The sequence below is a fragment of the Synoicihabitans lomoniglobus genome (assembly GCF_029023725.1).
Lineage (GTDB): Bacteria > Verrucomicrobiota > Verrucomicrobiia > Opitutales > Opitutaceae > Actomonas > Actomonas lomonigloba.
This window is the reverse complement of record NZ_CP119075.1, coordinates 2,332,451-2,350,720: the sequence shown is the minus strand read 5'-3', so window position 1 is coordinate 2,350,720 and position 18,270 is coordinate 2,332,451. Positions and strand designations below refer to the sequence as shown.

Below are 18,270 nucleotides of genomic sequence, written 5' to 3'. Positions count from 1 at the left end.
TCAGGGCAGAATGGGTGGGTGTTTTCGCTCCTAATTTAATCCTGAATTTAAGCGATGAATCGGTCGGAGAGGCCCATACTCCGGAGCGGTCAGGTGTTTAGTGTATTTCTAGTTGGGAAAACACGGAATGGATCTGATTCCCGGGTTCGAAGAAAAACAAGCCCCGGTTCGCGAAGAACCGGGGCTGGAGAGGGAGGCACGAGGGAGTTCGCCGCGGTCCTATTCGGGGATTTCGTAGATTTCGATGAGGGCGTTGCCGGACTCACCCGCGGTGGCGGCATCGAGTTCGACGGTGTAGGCACCGGGGCTGAGGGTGATGATGAGGGCGGCGTCGGTGGCACCAGCCGCGAAGGCGAAGGCACCGAGTTGGGCGTTGGCGGCGGTGATCTCAGCGGCCGTGGCGGTGCGTTGTCCGACGATGATCGGAGTGGGCGTTTCCCAGTTGTCGTTGGCGGCGATGACCTGCTCCTGGGAGTTGTAGACTTTGAGGGTCGGGTCGCTGAGCACGCCGGGGACGTGGTAGGCGGCGAGGCCGGGACCGGCACCGCGCACGAGCACCCGTTTGGGGCTGTTGCCGGTGACGATGAAGCCGCCCACGAGCACGCCTTCGCCGCCGATGACGCGGCCGCGCGAGGAGATGTTGATCAGGCGTTGGTATTCAGAGTTTGGATTCTCCGCCGCGTCGTAGATCTCGGCGATGGCGACGCCGCCCGCGCCGTTGTTGGTGACGCGCATGGTGTAGGCACCCGGAGCGAGTTCGGTGGTGTAGACCGCGTCGAGGCTGTCAGCGGCCAGCGGGAAGGCGCCGATGTTGCTCATGGTGGCGGTGGTTTCCGCGTCGCCGCCCCAGTTGTCGACCTCGGCAATGACTTCGCCGGCGGAATTGTAGATGGTGACCTGCGGGTCAGGCAGGGCGGTGGTGAGACCGAACTGCACCAGACCGGGACCAACCGCGCGGAGGAGCACGCGTTTGGGCGAGTCGCCCCCAATGACAAAACCGGCGACGAGCGCACCGGAATCGGTGGTGGCATCGACGTGGGCGCGGGTAGAGAGATTGATCAACCGATCGGTGCGCAGAGTGTCGGTGGAGAGGCCGGCGAAGGGATCTTCCTCGCCGTCGGGCAGGATGATGGTGCCGGTCACGGTGGTGGACGGAGCATCGACATTGCCGATGATGCGCACGGTTTGGTTGGTGGTCAGATCGAAGGTGCCGTTGGCCCCAACGGTGCCGCTGCCGCCGGTGATGACCCGCGGAGTGACCGCCAGCACATAGACTTTGCCGGAGGTGCCGACGATGGAACTGGTGGTGCCGTTGGCGGAGTTGAGGCTGGTGGACTCATACAATCCGGCGATGGGTTTGGTGGGACCGTCGGGCGGTTCGACCGCGCCGGTGAGCGTCACGCCGAGCTCGGCGATGTTGAGGTTGAGCAGGCCGTTTTGGATCGTGCCGGTAAAAGTGTAGGCGAGGTCGCGGGCGGTGGTGCGCTCCGCCGCCGCTTCGCGCACGATGCGTCGCAGGGGACGTTGGGCGAGCGAGGTGGCGGCGATGACGGGATCGCCGAGGATTTGCAGATCCAGCGCGGTGATGGTGCGGTCCTCGTTCACTTGGAAGGTGAGGATGTAGTATTGCTGGCTCTGGGTAATGAAGCCGAAGAGGGTGCCCGTGGTGGAACCTTCGGGGATTTGGGCGGCAAACTCGACGTCTTCGTTGGTGGTGCCGAAGTAGATCAGAGGACCCGCTTGGATGACTTCGAAGGTCCGCGTCACCGGCGTGGCGGCCGCGAAGATCGCGTCGCCCGCTTGGTCAGCCCGCACGGTGACGGTGCCACTGGCCCCGGTCATGGTGACGGTGTTGCCGCTGAGCATGACCGGACCGCTGACCACCGTGAAGGTGACGTTGAGTCCGCTGGAGGCGGTGGCGCTCAGGTCGAACGGATCGGAGTTGGCTTGTTGGTTGGCCAACGCGGCGAAGGTGATCGTCTGGGACTGCTTTTGGATCGAGGTGATGGTGAGCGAAGTCGAGCCCGCGTTGTAGTTGGCGTCACCGGCTTGCGCGGCGGTGATGGTGATCGGGGCGGTGGACAACGCGGTGAGGGTCGAACCACTGAAGGTGGCCGCGCCGGAGGTGACCGCGAAAGTCACCGGGGTGAGGCCGCTGGAGGCCGTGGCGCTCAATTCGGTGGCGATCCCGGCGGTCAAGGTGCCGACCGCCCCGATCGTGACGGTTTGATTGGCCTTGGTGATGATGAAGGTGTCGTCATCGGCACCCTGGTAGTTGGCGTCGACGATCGTCGCCACGACGACGTAGCTGCCCGCGGCGGTTGGCGCGGTGGCGGCGCTATCGTAGGTGAGCTCAACGGTGAGACCAGTCGGATCGGTGGTGATCGTCGGAGCCAGGGCGGCTCCGGTGTAGGTCTGCTCCAGATCGGAGAGGACGACGGTGGCGGCGGCCTTGGCGACATTGAAGGTCTGGTCGACGTCCGCGGCGGCCAGGTAGTTGGCGTTGCCTGCCTGCGCGGCGCGCAGGGTGATTTCCCCCGCGCCGGTAATCGTGACGGTGTTGGCCGAGACGGTGGCCGGGCCGGAAACGACTGAAACGACGACGCCGAGACCGGAGGACGCGGTCGGCGCGACGGCGAAGGGTTCGTCCAGGAAGGTCATGGCACCGGGATTGGCGAAAGCGATCGTCTGTGCCGCTTGGGCGATGACGAGGCTGCCGGTGGCCGAGCCTTGGTAGTTGGGCTCATTAATCGTGGCAACGACCGCGTAGGTGCCCGCGGCGACAGGCAGAGTGGCGGAGCCAGCGTAGGTCACGTCGACTTGGAGGCTGGCAGGCACGGTCGTTACGCTGGCTTGATGGCTACCGGAATCGTAGGTGGCGGCAAGATTGCCGAGGGTGACGGTGGCGACGGCCTTCTCAATGGTGAAGGTTTGGTCGACATCGGTCGCGGCGAGGTAGTTGTCGTTACCAGCCTGAGAAGCGCGGACGGTGACTTCGCCAGCGCCGGTGATGGTGAGCGTGCTGCCGGTGACGGTAGCGGGACCGGAAACGACGCTGTAAGTAACCGCAAGGCCCGAGGACGCGGTCGCACCCAGGTCGAAGGCGGCGTCGCCGAAGACTTTGCTGCCGGGATTGGTGAAGCTGATGGTTTGCTCGGCTTTGTTGATCGTAATCGTGTAGGTCGCTGAGCTGGATGCCGCGACATTGTTCACGGTGATGGTTGCGTTGAACGTTCCGGTGGCGGTTGGCGTTCCCGATATCGTAGCTCCACTGATGCTGAGTCCATCGGGTAGGTCGGTGGCACTGAAGGTAAGCGGAGGATTGTGCGCCTCCACGACAAAAACGAAGGGTTCTCCAAACTTTCCACTGACAGCGACATCGCTGATGGTCGGGGCGAGTCGCACGATGAGTGCGAGGTCGGCCGAGGTGTCACTGGTGTTGGCCGCGGTATCCGTGGCGGTCGCGGTGATGGTGTAGGAACCGGCCGCGAGAGTGGCGGCCGTGTGATCGAAGGTCCAGGCACCCGTGCCGTCGGCGGTGGTGGTGCCGATGGAGGTGCCACCGATGAGCACGTTGATCGTTGCATTACCTTCGGCGGTGCCGGAGATGGACAACGTTTGATCCGAGGTGATGGCGTCGGAGGCCGAGTTGCCAGTGTCATCGGAAACTCCGGTGACAACAGGGGCGGTGGGCGCGGTCGTGTCGATCGTGACGGGGAAGTCGGCGGCGGCGATCGAGGTGTTACCGGCGGTATCGGTGGCGGTGGCACCGAAGATGTAATCCCCGTCGGGCAGTTCGGTCGCGGTGTAATCGTAGGTCCACGCGCCGGTGGTGCCGTCGGCGGTGGTGGTGCCGAGGTTCCCGGCGCCGTTGCGCGTCACCGTGACAGTGGCACCCGCCTCGGCGGTGCCGGATACGGTGAGGGTGTTGTCGTTGGTGATCTGGTCGGTGGCGGTGCCCGAGTCGGCGCTGATGGCCGTGATCACGGGTGCATCGGGCGTGGCGGTATCGACCGTGACGATCAACGCGTCGGACGCGTTGGATGCGTTACCCGCCGTATCGGTGGCGGTGGCGGTGAAGCTATGTTCACCAGCGCCCAGTTCGGTGGCAGTGTAGTCGTAAGACCAAGCGCCATCTTCGTTGGCGGTGGCCGTGCCGATCTCACCGGCACTGAGGCGGGTCAGAGTGACCGTGGTGCCCGCGTCGGCGGTGCCCGAAAGGATCAGCGTGGTGTCGCTGGTGATCTGGTCGGTGGTATTGTCGCCGGTGTCATCACTGATGCCCGTGATCGCGGGTGCAGCCGGAGCGGTGGTGTCGATCGTGACGTCGATGCCGGTGGAGGCGGCGGAGGTGTTGCCGGCGCTGTCGGTGGACTTGGCGGTGATGCTGTAGGTGGCCTCGGTCAACGCGGTGCCGGAGTGGTCGTAGGACCATGCGCCGGAGCCGTCGGCGTTGGCCGTGCCGATGGAGGCCTCGTCAACGAAGACTTCGACCGATGCATTGGCTTCGGCGGTGCCGGAAATGATCAGGCCGGTATCGGAGGTGACGCCGTCGGCGGCGGACGCTCCGGTGTCCTCGGTGATGGCGGTGACCGCCGGTGCATTCGGCGCGGTATTGTCGACGGTGAAGGTCGTCGACGGACCGGCGGAAGGAGCGGTGTTGCCGGCCGTATCGGTGGCCGTGCCCGCCGCGATGCTGATGCCGAGGGTGCCGTCGCCGGTGATGCCGGAGAGGGTGACGGTGCGGGTCGTGCCCGTGCCGGTGACCGCGGTGGTCGCGTCGGCGGTGCCGGTTTTGTTCACCGTGACGTTACCGGCGGCCAAGGTGGACGCGTTGAACGCGGCGTCGACGTAGGTCACCGTGTAAGTCACGTTGGTGGTGGAAGTGAGCGTGGCTGAAGGGGCACCGATCGAGATGGTCGGAGCGGTGGTATCGACGAGCACGGCGGCGGTGGACCCGACGCTGTTGAGCGTGAGGGTCGCGTCATTGCCCGCGCCGTCACGGAGGGTTCCGGTGGTGGCGAGTGCGCCCACGGCGATACCGTCGGTATCGGTTTCACCGGCTTGCACGGTGTAGCGGAAGAGGAGCGCGTTCGTGCCGCTGCCACTGACGTAGTCGGCGGTGCGACTGGTCGCGCCCACGGTGATGGCCAATGTCGGATTCGCCGTGGCGATGTTCACATTTTCCGTGAAGTTGACCGTGAAGTCCAAGGACTGGCCGGCACGGTAGCTGGCCGAAGTCGGCACGTCGACAGAGCTGACCGTGGGAGCAACCGCATCCACGAGCACGGCGGCGGTGCTGCCGACGGCGTTGAGGGTGAGGGTGGCGTCGTTGCCCGCGGTATCACGCAGGGTGCCACTATTGGCGCTGAGGGAGCCGACGGCGATGCCGTCGGCGTCGAGGTCGCCGGTCTGCACGGTGTAGTGGAAGACGAGGGCAGTGCTGTCGGATCCCGATTGGTATGTCGCTTGGCGGGTGGTCGATCCGATCGTCAGAGCAAGTTGGGGCGTGCCCGTCACGGTGACGTTTTCGACGAAGTTGACCGTGAAATCGAGGTTGTCGTCAGCGACGTAGGTGTCGTCGGAGGGGACCGCCACCGAGGTGACGGTCGGCGCGGTCGTGTCGATCACGATCGCCTTGTTGGCTCCGAGGGAATTCGAGGCACCGGGAGCGGGCAGGGTGCGCACAGCGTCCTGATTGAAGGCGTCTTTGATACTGGTGCCGGCGGTGAGCGCGGACGTGCTGTGATAGTCGAGATCAGACGAAGTGTCACCGGCCTGCACCGTGTAGGTGAAGGTAAGGGTATCGGTGTTGCTGCCCGAAGCGTAGTTGACCGCGCGGTCGGTGATGCCGGTTTCGAGGGTGAGGGTCGGGGTGCCGGTCACGGTGACGTCACCGCTGAACTGAACGGTGATGTTGATAAGGTCTCCCGCCTTGTAGGTGCCGTTGGCGGTGCTCGCCGTGACCGCGGTGACGGTCGGAGGAAGTGGTTGGATGGTGATCAGCGTGTCGGATCCGAGATCGACGACGGTGCTGATGCCAAGGGTGGTCGAAAGGTCGGTGGAGGTGGTGATGGTGACTTCGACCGCAGCAAAGGTCGTGGCGTCGGTGTCGATCTCCAACTTCGCGCCGTTGAAGCGCACGTTGGCGGTGGAGAGGCCGGTCACGCCGGTGAGAAGAATCGTTTCGCCGGCGGATAGGTCGGTGATGGTATCGCCGTTGAGTTGGGAAAAGCTGCCGGTGAAGCGATCCGTTCCGGCGCCGCCAGTGAGGGTGTCCGCGCCGTTGGCGCCACTGAGGGTGTCATTCCCCGCGCCGCCGTCGATGATGTCGGCCGCATTGGACCCCGCTATGGTCTGATCGCCGTCGGAGCCGGTTACCTCATAGTGGTCGCCGTCGAGAGTGCTAATGACGACCAGAGTTTTGCCGGAGGCGTTGGTGGCGGGAAGGGTGATGGTCTTTGATCCCCCCACACCGATGACGAAGGTTTCGATGGCGTCGAGGTTGGTTCCGCTTAAAGTGCCAGCTGCGCTGAAGGTTACGGTATTGGAGCCCGGGGCCGTGATGGTGCCGGTGAAGGCAGTGAGTTGAGCCGGTGTCATGGTGGCCCCTCCACTGGTGGCCAGCGTTAGATTTGAAATACCTGCGATCGTCGCTCCACTGATGTTGGCGTCGGCCGCCAGTTCGAGCGTGTCGGCCGTGGTGGCCTCGCCGGTCAGCGTGCCCGTGAAGGTAAGGGCGGACGCGATGGAGAACGTGATCGCGTCCGTCTCGGCGGTGGCGTCCACTTCGGCCGTCGCCTGCGCCAGCGTGATGGTTCGACTGTCGGTGGTGCTGTCACCGGCGATGAACGATTCGATGTTGGCCACCGTGCTGAAATTACCGTCGCCGGTGATGGTCACGGTTTCGGTGCCGGACGCATTGATCGTGCTGAACGACGCGAGTTGAGTCGGGTTCAGGGTGACCGAGGCATTGCTGGCGAGGGTGAGGTTTTCGATGGCGGTGAGCGTGCCACCGGCGATGTTGGCACCCGTGCTCAGTTGCACGGTGTCGTTGACGGTGCCTTCTCCCGTGAGGGTTCCGGTGTAGGTCAAGGCACCGAGGTTGAACGTCACCGCGTCGGTGGCGTTGGTAGCGGAGACGCTGGTGTTGGCCGCGCCGAGGGTGATGGTGCGTGCATTGGTCGAATCATCCAAAACCGTGAAGGTTTCGATGTTGGGCAGGGTGGTGAAGGCACCGTCGCCACTGACAATCACCGTTTCGGAGCCCGCGGCCGTAATGGTGCCCGCGAACTGCGACAGTTGATGCGCGCTCGCCAATATCGTGCCGCCGGAGGCAACGGTCAGGTTCTCAAAATTAGAAACGGTGGCGGTGGAAACATTGCCGACGTTGCCCACTTGCAGCGTATCGGTGCCGTCGCCGCCGTTGAGCGTGCCGGTGGCATTGAGGCTGCCGATGTTGACCGTGTCGTCGCCACTGCTGCCGCTGACGTTTTGAGCGGCGGCTCCGAGGGTGAAGTCAAGGGCGGCGCCCAGCGTGTAGTATTCGATGTCAGAGTCGCCCGTGACGATGCCGTCATCGTCGGCGGCGGACAGCGCGATCAGATTGGTGCCAGTGCCGGCGATGGAAGCGAACGCATCGTGTTGGGCTTCCGTCATGGTGACGGAGGCGCCACTGACCACGTCGAGGTTGCTGATACCAGTAATGGTGCCGCCGGAAATGTTGGCACCGTTAGCCAACGACAGTGTGTCGGCTTCGTCGGTATTGCCGGTCAGGGTGCCGGTGTAGGTTATGCCCCCAACCTGGAAAAGCACTGCGTCGGACGCGTGGGTGGCGGTGACGCTGGTGCCGGCTGAACTCACGGTGACGGTGCGCGCATTCGTCGAATCATCCAGAACCGTGAAGGCTTCGATGTTGGCGAGAGTGGTGAACGCACCGTCGCCACTGACAATCACCGTTTCGGAGCCAGCGGCCGTAATGGTGCCCGTGAACTGCGACGATTGATTTGCAGCCATCAGGATGGTGGCGCCGGAAGCAACCGTGAGGTTCTCAAAATTGGAAACGGTGGCGGTGGAAACATTGCCAACGTTGCCCACTTGCAGCGTATCGGTGCCGTCGCCGCCGTTGAGCGTGCCGGTGGCATTGAGACTACCGATATTGATCGTATCCGCTCCGCTGCTACCGGTGACGCTCTGGCCGGCGGTGCCGAGCGTGAAACTAATCCCGCCGGTCCCGAGCACGTAGGTTTCGATGGCGGGGAAGCCGGTGGTGGTGGTATCGCCACCGGTGGCGGAGAAGGTAATCTGCTCGGTGCCGGCCGCCGTGATCGTGCCGCTGAAGGCGTCGTGCTGCGCCACGGACATGGTGACGGAGGCATCGCTGGCAAGCGTGAGGCTTTCAAAGTTTGTCAGACTCGAGAGCCCCGTAAGGTCGCTGCCCGTCGGAATCGAAAGTATGTCCGTGCCGGCGCCCCCGTTGGCCGTGGAACCAGCGATGTGGCTGGTGTTTCCGATCGTGAGCGATTCATCAGCCGAACCGAAAATTAATGCCGGGCTCAGATTGCCGCCGCTGGTCGTGTCAAAGTTCGCGCCGGTCGAGGTGGCGGCTGTCGCCGGGGTAACCGTGATGGTGAAGGCTTCTGCGTAGGTGCCGCTGTTTCCGTCGTTCGTCTGGATGCGGACTGAGTAGGTGGTGTTCGGCAGCTCCGAAGGGTCGTTCGCACGTAAGCTCGTGCCATTGATGTTGAACGATGCGTTGTTCGTGTCACCACTCCCGGCCACCAACGTGTAGGTGTGGCTGTCCCCGCTGTCCGCGTCGGTTGTCGACAGGGTGCCCACCGTGGCGTTGGTCCCGTCGGAGTGGTTGACTGAGCTTGCGCTGAGCGCGATGTCCGTCGGGGCGGTGTTGCTGGGAGTAGCCGCGGCGGTGAAAACGATCGTATCAAATGCCGGTTGGGGCAGGACAAGGTCTCCCGCGTCTGCAGTGACCGTCATCGTGAACGAGGAAACGTTGGACCAGTTCAGGTTAATCGTCCCAAAGCGACCCACCGAAGAGTCCGTGGACAAAGAGGTGTAAGGAATCGTAACCGCTGAATTGGAGCCGGATCCACCTGTCGGAGTGAAAACATAATTCGCCGAGCTAGTTTCGAAATCGGGACCTGTGACATCTTGGTAAAGCAGATTCTGCAGGTCGACTTCGGCATCAAAAGTGAAGGTGACGGTCGATGCGGTTTCGGAGTTTAAGTAGCACAAGTTGTCAACGGAACCACGGAGATCGTTTGCATCCAACACCAACCAGTTATCTTCAGTCCCATTGTCGGTAATCGTGAGTGTGATGCCGGCGACCGTTTGGGTGACCGAGGATCCACCTGAAGCGGTGGCGGTTTCAAAATCAAAGATGTCGCTCGCAGCGGCTGTTCCGGTGCCTTTGATGGAAAAATTGAACGGATTCTCGTCGCTGTCATCATTGGCGATCGAAAGGGTCGCCGTGCGAGAGCCGGAATCGGAAGGGTCAAACTGCACGGTGAATGTCGTCGTGCCGCCACCGGAAGCCACGGGCGAAGTGGGTTGGCTGGTGACCGTAAAATCGGCGGAGTGGGTGCCACTCACCACCACTTTGGGGGTGCCAGAGAGAGTGAGTGCGCCGGAACCGCTGTTGGTGATTGTGAAGGTGCGCGAAACGGTGCCGCCCGCAACGGCTGTGCTGCCAAAGTCGGTATGATCGGCTTCAGCTGGTGAACCATCGCCATCCGCAATAGCGGTGCTGTTGCCTGAAACCGCGATCTCCGGAGCCGTGGCGGCGACGGTGAAGACGATGGAATCGACCGCCAGTTGCCATGACTCGCCGTTCGCGGGAAGCGAGAAACCACTGTCAGTGTATGAAAACACGATACTCGTAACGCCGAGAAATCCAGGGGTTGAGACCGTTTCCAGCACCGAGCCGCTGGCGGCAGGGACCACCACGGCGGTCCCCGTGTTGGGCGTGATGCGGTAGTTTCCAATCGTGCGGTTCGCTCCCTCGGCAAAAAACATTTGGCTGATGTTGATCGGGGCGGAAAAACTGAGCGTCCAAGTCGTTTCGATGTTTTGATTGGGAGCAAAAAGGACATTCCCATACGGCGATATATTCTGCAAATCGAAGTCCCCGCCGCCGGAGCTGGTCGCCGTCAACGTCACCCCGCTGATGGTGCTGGTAAGCGTGGTGCTGGGAACAGAGCTCGTGGTATCAAAAGTGAAGGTTCCCGGGGTGGAAGCACCGACCGCCGCGTCGAAATCGAAATCGTCAAAAAGCGGGATGATTATTCCTATCGAGCCACTGCCGACCAAGCGAATTTGGTCAATATTGTTCCAGTTCGAATCGAATGTCAGAGATCCGCTGTTGCCGGATCCCTTTACGTAGGTAATCGTTCCGGACGCATCACTGGTGGTGAAATCGACGGTATCAGTTGCCCCCCCGACGGCGCTGCCGTCCTTGTAGCCGGTGATGGTGATGGTCGTTTCCGAATCATTCGTCACGGGCGTTGCATCCATAACGAGGGAGATGAGTCGAAATTCGTCGCCGTTTTCACTGCCGATTCGAATTTCGGCAATGTTACTCAGCGCGATATCCAAGTTGGGAGCAAAAGCGTTGTCACCGTCATCAAGTGTGGTATTGGGCAATATCGAGTTAGCCAAAAACCAGTTCACCGGTTCGAGGGTCCCGTCACTCCGATGAGTGCTATAAACGATGCCATCCAAGGTGTAGGTGGACCCGGTCGAAATCGCAACGGTTGAAGAGGTGTTGTCGTCATAGTTTTCGTCGGCCGGAGCGGCTGCCATGGCAGTGACCGCGAAAAGCATGGATGCACAAAAGAGGAAGGAGTTTCGAATCATGACGGGGCGGCGATTAAAGAAATTCAGTGCGAGAATCGGTAAGGTAAATCGGGGGGCGGTTCGAGAGGGCGGCAAAGGGGGCAGACACGCGGACTTGTTAAATTCAGCAACCCCAATTGCAACTCGACCAGTAACCAAGCAGGTATGTGGGAAGTATTAAGAGGAGTTATCGCCAACAGCTCCTAGCGGACAAGGCATATCTCTTTTTAAGTGATGAGTGATTAGGCAAGTCGATAAGAGAAGTCAGATTGAAATTGGCTGACCCAATGTATTGCCAACATTGATGTTGTGACGCGGATCAAAACGACTGCGCCCGGTGGGGGGCGCAGTCGACGGTGCTGGAACGATCTCGTCGTCAATGATTCCTTGGGAGGGGGGGCGAGATCAAGGGCGCGGCGGGTAAACGCCGGCGGTGGCCATGATAAAGCGCATTCCAACAAAAGGTTGTATAATGGGAAACGCATTGCCACCACCCGTGTTTCCAATGATTACCGTTCCGCCGCCACTCCCCCCGCTTCCCGAGACTGTGACATTCACGCCGCCGAGCTTGCCCGTTTTCTCGAAAGGGGGGGCGTAGAGTTTGCCCGGACCGGTGCCCAATCCGACCGGAATCGAGGGAGTGGCGAGAATATTGCCCACCGGATCCGTGAGGGTGTTGTTGGTGGTGTTGGCAACGTCGATATCGACGTCGACCTCAATCGAGGATCCTCCTCCCCCTTCAGGGGTGAATATGGCCTCGTGGGAATGTTTGGGAAGATGGGCGACTTCGAGCATTCCGTGCGGTGATCCCGCGATCTGACCCGGGAATACGGGGTCCAATCCGGGACCTTGGCCTTCTCCGACGGGAACTCGGCCGCGGTAGTCGGGAACTCCGAAGGTTGAATGACCGTCACCGCCGTAGGTTGTCCCCAATAGGGAATACAGGGCTTGGTAGCTCGCGATAGCCAAGACTTGGCCGTGGCAGGATACCCAGCCGGGAGGAGGGTAACCGAACGCGACCATACGAACTTCACCGATAAATGGATCTGACATGGGATATAGTGTTTCTAGTTTGGGTTGTGTAGTCGTTGCCCGCTCCAGGAGGAGGGGGAACGGAGAGGCGGATATCGAGTTGGTTGACGAACATGCGAAATGAAACAGTCGTTGGGGACATGCATACTTCCCGCGCGCATCGTTTGCGTCCGGTTCGACCGGCTGATTCTGCGTTTTTGCTTCGTTTGTTTGCGGCAAACCGCGCGGCCGAGTTGATGGCGACGCGTTGGAGCAGTGAGCGACAAATGCAGTTTCTGACCCAGCAATTCGAAGCGCGTCAGGTGGACTACGCGCGCAGATTTCCGACCGCGCTTGACCAAATCGTGCTGTGGGGCGGAGAGGCCGTCGGCCGATTGCTGATGCAGCGAAGTGGCGATGAGATTCATATCGTGGATATCGCGCTTCTACCCGTTTTCCAAAGGCGTGGAATTGGTCGGGACTTGCTGCGGGGAGTATTGAAGATTGCGCGTCACGAGAAAGTGGTGGTTTCGCTCACGGTAGACGTTCGCAATCGGGCGCTCACACTTTATCAGTGTGAAGATTTTGTGACGGTGGGGCGCATGGGTTCCCATTTAAGTTTGCGGTGGACTCCTCCGGAAATGAACCCGCCGGGATGAATACGTTGGGCGTCGGCCAATAGGATACCGCGCGCACGAGGGGGAAGCTCGGTCTTCCTACTGCTTCGACCGGCCGGTCGGTCGTTTTCGTTTACCGTATAACAAGCAATATTCGTCTCATGCATGTCACAACGAAAGACCGACGGTGGAGAACTTTCCTGTCGATGTCACTCGTATACCGGCCCGCGGCGTTTTCTCATCACTCCACCCGTTGGCGATCCCTACTGCTTGGGAAATCGGCGCGAAGCCAGGTTCGGAGTCAACAGGCGGGCTCGATTCTTGGCATGCCGCTCATTATAAGACCATGGAAGCGGCCAAGCGAAAGCGTCCCTCGCCGCCGGATGAAACCTAATTAACGCAGTTCACAGAAGGTAACAAAGTTAACAAAGCGTTGTAATAAAGTGAGTTAAATCGATTAAACTGCATGGCATCCAACTCACCTTACGGGTGAATGAATTGATGCCCATAATCGCCTGCAACTCGTTCCAGCTTCGTGCTCTTCGTTGCCTTCTGTAAAATCCAACTGCGGAATCTCGGTGAAACGGATGACGAGGATGCTTCACGGCAGCAGGTATTTCCACGACACCACTTCCTCCCCAGCGGTGCGGCAGAAAAAAACGGACAGGAGGTCTGGAATCTCCGGGCCCGCGTTGACGCCGGTTTACATGTGCGTCGGTGCCAACGCGGCGGATCGCGGCCTGAGTGGAGGAGTTACTTGTATCCCGTGATACTTTGGGCGGACTATTTCACAGTCCCTTGTCGGTGACCGCGCCTTCGGAAGCGCTGGCGACGAGTTTGGCGTATTTGCCCAACACGCCGCGGGTGGCACCGGGACCGCGGGGTTTGAAGGCGGCCATGCGCGCGGCGTAGACGTCGTCGGAAATCAGGACCGAGATCGTGTTCTTCACGGCGTCAATTTCGATGGTGTCGCCGGAGGCCACGATGCCGATCGGACCGCCATTGGCGGCTTCGGGGGTGATGTGGCCAACGTCGAAACCGTGGCTGCCGCCGGAGAAACGACCGTCAGTGATCAAGGCGACGTCTTTGATGAGACCGCGACCGGCTACGGCGGCGGTGGGCGACAGCATTTCGCGCATGCCGGGGCCGCCGACCGGACCTTCGTTGCGGATCACGACGACGTCACCTTTGACGACATCACCGCGGAGGATGCCCTGCAGCGCGTCCTCTTCGCTTTCGTAGACTTTGGCGGTGCCTTTGAAGTAGAGGCCTTCCTTGCCGGTGATTTTTCCCACGGCGCCGTCGGGAGCGAGATTGCCGCGCAAGACGCGGAGGTGGGTCTCGGTTTTGATCGGCTGGTCCCAGGGGTGAATGATGTCCTGCTCGGTTGGATACGCGCCGTAGGGCTTCACGTCGGCCAACGATTCCGCCATGGTTTGGCCGGAGACGGTCATGCAGTCGCCGTGCAACAGGCCGCGATCGAGCAGCATCTTCATCATGGGGCGGATACCGCCGATGCGCACGAGGTGGCTCATGTTGTATTTGCCGAAAGGCTTGAGGTCGCCGAGGAGTGGCACGCGTTCGCCGATGGTTTTGAAGTCATCGAGGGCGAGGGGCACTTCGGCGGCATGCGCGATGGCCAATAGGTGCAGGATCAGATTGGTGGAACCGCCCAAGGCCAAACAAACCGTGATGGCGTTTTCGAAGGCCTCCCGGGTCATGATGTCGCGGGGCTTCAGATCGTTTTTGAGCATGGCGACGACGGCGGCCCCGGCGCGTTCGCAGTCCTTGCGCTTTTCTTCGCCCACGGCGAGTTGGGCACTGCTGTTGGGCAAACTCATGCCCATGGCTTCGATGGCGGACGCCATGGTGTTGGCCGTATACATGCCACCGCAGGAACCGGGGCCGGGGATGGCGGCTTTTTCCACGGCTTTGAGGCCCGCATCGTCGAGCTCGCCCTTGGCATGTTTGCCCACCGCTTCGAAGACCGAGACGATGTCGAGGGGACGTTCGTGATGTTCGTCGCCGGCGAGGAAACCGGGCAGAATGGTGCCGCCATAGATGAACACGGCGGGGCGGTTGAGGCGAGCGATGGCGATCATCGCGCCGGGCATGTTTTTGTCGCAACCGCCGATGGCGACGAGGCCGTCAAAGCCTTCGGCCGCCACGGCCGTCTCAATGGAGTCGGCAATGACCTCGCGCGACACGAGGCTGTAGCGCATGCCCTGCGTGCCCATGCTGATGCCGTCGGTGACGGTAATGGTATTGAAGTAAACCGGCTTGCCTCCGGCGGCGGCGATACCGGTCCGGGCGTGTTCACTCAAGTCACCCAGATGCACATTGCACGGCGTCATGTCGCTGGCCGCGGAAGCCACGGCGATTTGCGGCTTGTTGAAATCGTCGTCTTCAAAACCGACGGCACGCAACATGGACCGGGCGGCGGCGCGATCATTGCCGTCGACAACAACTGAGGAGTGGGGGCGGGGAATGGAGGTCAAATCGCTCATAAAAGAGACAACGACATGAGCAAACGCCTCCGCTACCGGCAAGCGGTGTTTTCGGCATTGCTTCGAACGAACCGTCGCCCCGAAATCTCAGCTCTCGATCGCATGGCTTTCAATCTCCAGTCCGTCCTCAAGGCATTGCTCTTTTCCTCCGGGCAACCGCTGTCGCTCAACGACTTCCAATCCGTCATCACACGGTTCCGGGAACAGCACGCCGCGCCCGAAGCGCCCGCCGCCGAACCGGGCACGGAATCCGCCGCTCCGGCCGAAGAGGTGGTGGAGGAGGATGCCCGTGATGAGATCGGGGCCGACGATGTGCCGGAACTCATCACGACAGCGCAATTGCGCGAGGCATTGGAAGCGATCGAGCAGCAACTGCGCGAGTCGGACGATGTCTATCTTTTGATGGAAGGCGCGCAGGGTTACCGCATCGTGTGCAATCCGCGCTACGCCAAGTGGGTGCGGGCGTTGCGCAACGAGCCTCCTCCCGCGAAGCTCTCGCAGTCGGCTTTGGAAACCCTGGCCGTGGTCTCTTATCGTCAGCCCGTGACACGTAGCGAGATCGAGGCGGTGCGCGGCGTGTCGGCCGATGCTGGTTTGAACAAGTTGCTCGAACGCGAGCTGATCTACGTTACCGGTCGCGCAGAATTACCGGGGCGACCGTTGCAATATGGCACCACGGAGAAATTTTTGGAATTCGTGGGCGTGAAATCGCTGGTCGAGTTGCCGGCATCCGACGTGCTCTCGCCGCGCCAAATCGATGAATGGCTCAAGGACGCCATGAATCCCACCACGCCCGGGGATGTGGAAATGGGTCTGCCGCTGGAAGAAGGCGAGGGCGATACGCCGATGGAAGACGACGCGCACATCGAAATCTCGGCCACCGACGCGGCGGCATCGGAAGCGCCGGAGGAAGCTCCCGCGGAGGGAGTCGAAGCGACGCCGGAGTCGGCAGTGGACGCCGAACCCGAAACGGAAGCGGCAACGGCTGCGCCCGACGAAGAGACCGATTCACCGAAACCCTCGTCCGCATAATTTCCATGAGTGACGCCCTCGAACCCATCCGGCAGAAAATCGACGCCCTTGATCACGACTTGGTGCGACTGCTCAACGAGCGTCTCGGACTCGCGGCCGAGATTGGCAAGGTCAAGCGCAGCAGCGGCGGCTCCATCTATGCGTCCGAGCGCGAAGACAAGGTGTTGCGCAAGGTCTGCGGACTCAATGAGGGACCGATCAAGGACGAGGCGCTCAAGGCGATCTATCGCGAGATCATGTCGGCCGCCATCGCGTTGGAGAAAGCGACCAAGATCGTTTACCTCGGACCGGAAGCCACCAACACGCACGCCGCCGCGATCAAGAAGTTTGGGGCCAGCATTGATTATGAAGGCATGGGCACCATCGCCGATCTCTTCACCGCGGTGGAAAAAGGCGAGGCCGATTACGCGGTCATTCCCATTGAAAATTCCACCGAAGGCAGCGTGCGCGAAGCCTTGGACAATTTCGTCGAGAGCGACCTGAAAATCGTCGCACAGATCTACCTCGAAATCAGTCACTCCTTGATTTCCAACGAATCGCTCGAAGGCATCACCAAGGTCTATTCCAAAGACCAGGCATTGGCCCAATGTCGCCATTGGTTGCAGCGGCATCTGCCCCACGCGCAGTTGATCGATGCCTCCAGCACGGCGCGCGCGGTGGAAATCGCGGCCAACGAACCCGGCGCCGCGGCCGTCGCTGGTGAACTCGCCGCCCAGCACCACGATGTGCCGGTGATCGCCGCCAACATTCAGGACAAAAGCGACAACACCACGCGTTTCTTTGTGCTGGGGAAAAAGCCGGCCGGCGCGGTCGGCAGTGGGCGCGACATGTCGAGCTTTCTGATTTCACTGGGCGACCAAGCTTCGTCCCATTCGGGAGCGCTTTTGAAGATGCTCATGCCGATGGCGGAACGGGGAATCAATCTCTCCAAAATCGAGTCGCGTCCGAGCAAACGTCGACCGTGGGACTACTACTTTTTCGTCGATGTTTCCGGGCACTATCAAGACGCCAACATGCAGGAAGCGTTGTCCGAACTGAGCGCCTTTTGCCCGATGGTGAAGTGGCTCGGCAGTTACCCCGTGGTCAACTGAGTCGGCCTCCGCCACTCAGGAGTAGATGGCATAGATCACAATCACGGCGGCACCGACCACGACCGCGACGATCGTGCTGAAAATCACCCAGCAGCCGGTTTTGGACAGCGGCTTGTCGGCCGCTTCGTATTCCTGCACGAGTTCCTCCAGCAGTTCATCGGAGGCTTTGGCCGGAGCGGCGACCGGCGTCGTGGTCTCCGCGCGAGGCGGGGTTGCGAGCGGTGAATTCGCTGCCGCGACAGGCGGCGGCGAGGCCGGCAGGTTTTCAGATTCCGCGTCGGGGGCGAGAGCGGAACCCGTCGCTTGCTCAATTTCGGCGTCCAGCCATGCCAAATGTTCAGCGATCAGCTCGCGTTGGGCACGCAGACGACGAATACGATTGGGGTCAGCCACGCGGAAAGCTCACTCGGTGGGCGAGTTACGAGCAAAACAAAAAGCGCCGGGTGAAACACCCGGCGCTTTGGCAAATTGGAATGGAATCGAGGTTCCGCTTACGCTTCGACGACGGCCACGCTGCGGTGAGCCTTGTCGAACTCGACGACGCCGTCCTTCAACGCGAACAGGGTCCAGTCGCGGCCCGTGCCGACGTGCTTGCCCGCGTGGAACTTGGTCCCGCGCTGACGGAGGATGATGTTGCCAGCGATAACCTTTTGGCCGCCGAACTTCTTCACGCCGAGGCGCTTGGAATGGCTGTCGCGTCCGTTGCTGGTAGAACCTGCACCTTTTTTATGTGCCATGACGTATGATCTCCTTGGTTAGTTAAACTTGGTAGCCTTAGGCGCTGATGGTCTCGATTTTGATAACCGACAGCTCCTGACGATGGCCGCGTTGCTTGTGGTAGCCTTTGCGCTTCTTCTTTTTGAAGACGATGACCTTGGTGCCGCGCTTGTTCTCGAGGACCTTGGCCGTCACTTTCGCGCCGTCGAGACGCGGGGTGCCGAGTTTGAATTCAGCGCCCTCGCCAGAGGAGAGAACCTCCGTAATCTCCACCGCATCACCGGCTTCCGTGTTCGGATAGCGGTTTACGGTCAGGATGTCGCCTTCGCTTACGGCGAACTGCTGGCCTTGGGTTTTGATAGTCGCTTTCATGTGTAAAAGGTCGAACTAAGAGGTTTTGCCCAACGTCAGGCAAGTCAGATTTTTAACAAATCCCGCTCGCCA

At 61.1% G+C, this 18,270-nt stretch carries 9 protein-coding genes and 1 pseudogene; 3 read left to right on the top strand and 7 right to left on the bottom strand.

Going from position 1 to position 18,270, the window contains the following annotated elements:
- Positions 1-219: 219 nt before the first annotated feature.
- The 3 genes and pseudogenes from PXH66_RS09230 to PXH66_RS23215 form a co-directional block, all read right to left on the bottom strand.
- Positions 220-10,872 carry a beta strand repeat-containing protein gene (locus tag PXH66_RS09230; protein ID WP_330932333.1) on the bottom strand — a complete coding sequence of 3,551 codons (10,653 nt, stop codon included), beginning with the start codon at positions 10,870-10,872 and terminating at the stop codon, positions 220-222.
- Positions 10,873-11,256: 384 nt separating this feature from the next.
- The gene (locus PXH66_RS09225; protein ID WP_330932332.1) at positions 11,257-11,646 is read right to left on the bottom strand and encodes a hypothetical protein; all 390 of its coding nucleotides are present in this window, start codon (positions 11,644-11,646) and stop codon (positions 11,257-11,259) included.
- 129 nt (positions 11,647-11,775) lie between these two features.
- Positions 11,776-11,874 (bottom strand): annotated as a pseudogene (locus PXH66_RS23215) (tail fiber protein); the annotation flags it as partial.
- Positions 11,875-12,023: 149 nt separating this feature from the next.
- Here PXH66_RS23215 and PXH66_RS09220 point away from each other — a divergent pair.
- Positions 12,024-12,521, top strand: a complete 498-nt coding sequence (locus tag PXH66_RS09220) for a GNAT family N-acetyltransferase (RefSeq protein ID WP_330932331.1) — start codon at positions 12,024-12,026, stop codon at positions 12,519-12,521.
- A gap of 746 nt (positions 12,522-13,267) precedes the next feature.
- Here the strand turns inward: PXH66_RS09220 and ilvD are convergent.
- Complete coding sequence (gene ilvD / locus PXH66_RS09215) at positions 13,268-14,986, bottom strand: dihydroxy-acid dehydratase (protein WP_330927617.1); 1,719 nt, start codon at positions 14,984-14,986, stop codon at positions 13,268-13,270.
- A gap of 15 nt (positions 14,987-15,001) precedes the next feature.
- Here ilvD and scpB point away from each other — a divergent pair, with 15 nt between their 5' ends.
- Both scpB and pheA read left to right on the top strand, forming a co-directional pair.
- On the top strand, positions 15,002-16,018 hold the full coding sequence (gene scpB / locus PXH66_RS09210) for an SMC-Scp complex subunit ScpB (RefSeq protein WP_330927616.1): 1,017 nt from the start codon (positions 15,002-15,004) through the stop codon (positions 16,016-16,018).
- A 5-nt stretch (positions 16,019-16,023) separates the two neighbouring features.
- Positions 16,024-17,109 (top strand): prephenate dehydratase, encoded by a 1,086-nt coding sequence (gene pheA, locus PXH66_RS09205; RefSeq protein WP_330927615.1) that lies wholly within the window; start codon positions 16,024-16,026, stop codon positions 17,107-17,109.
- A 15-nt stretch (positions 17,110-17,124) separates the two neighbouring features.
- On the opposite strand, the gene PXH66_RS09200 is transcribed toward pheA, so the two are convergent.
- From PXH66_RS09200 to rplU, 3 genes are all read right to left on the bottom strand, one after another.
- Positions 17,125-17,502, bottom strand: a complete 378-nt coding sequence (locus PXH66_RS09200; protein ID WP_330927614.1) for a hypothetical protein — start codon at positions 17,500-17,502, stop codon at positions 17,125-17,127.
- A 98-nt stretch (positions 17,503-17,600) separates the two neighbouring features.
- Positions 17,601-17,846, bottom strand: a complete 246-nt coding sequence (gene rpmA / locus PXH66_RS09195) for a 50S ribosomal protein L27 (RefSeq protein ID WP_330927613.1) — start codon at positions 17,844-17,846, stop codon at positions 17,601-17,603.
- 37 nt (positions 17,847-17,883) lie between these two features.
- Positions 17,884-18,198, bottom strand: a complete 315-nt coding sequence (rplU, locus tag PXH66_RS09190; protein ID WP_330927612.1) for a 50S ribosomal protein L21 — start codon at positions 18,196-18,198, stop codon at positions 17,884-17,886.
- Positions 18,199-18,270: the final 72 nt, after the last annotated feature.

What these genes read in the sequence shown, in the direction of transcription:
- PXH66_RS09230 (WP_330932333.1), bottom strand. Translation starts at nt 10,872, where the DNA reads ATGATTCGAAACTCCTTCCTCTTTTGTGCATCCATGCTTTTCGCGGTC.
- PXH66_RS09225 (WP_330932332.1), bottom strand. Translation starts at nt 11,646, where the DNA reads ATGCTCGAAGTCGCCCATCTTCCCAAACATTCCCACGAGGCCATATTC.
- PXH66_RS09220 (WP_330932331.1), top strand. Translation starts at nt 12,024, where the DNA reads ATGCATACTTCCCGCGCGCATCGTTTGCGTCCGGTTCGACCGGCTGAT.
- ilvD (WP_330927617.1), bottom strand. Translation starts at nt 14,986, where the DNA reads ATGAGCGATTTGACCTCCATTCCCCGCCCCCACTCCTCAGTTGTTGTC.
- scpB (WP_330927616.1), top strand. Translation starts at nt 15,002, where the DNA reads ATGAGCAAACGCCTCCGCTACCGGCAAGCGGTGTTTTCGGCATTGCTT.
- pheA (WP_330927615.1), top strand. Translation starts at nt 16,024, where the DNA reads ATGAGTGACGCCCTCGAACCCATCCGGCAGAAAATCGACGCCCTTGAT.
- rpmA (WP_330927613.1), bottom strand. Translation starts at nt 17,846, where the DNA reads ATGGCACATAAAAAAGGTGCAGGTTCTACCAGCAACGGACGCGACAGC.
- rplU (WP_330927612.1), bottom strand. Translation starts at nt 18,198, where the DNA reads ATGAAAGCGACTATCAAAACCCAAGGCCAGCAGTTCGCCGTAAGCGAA.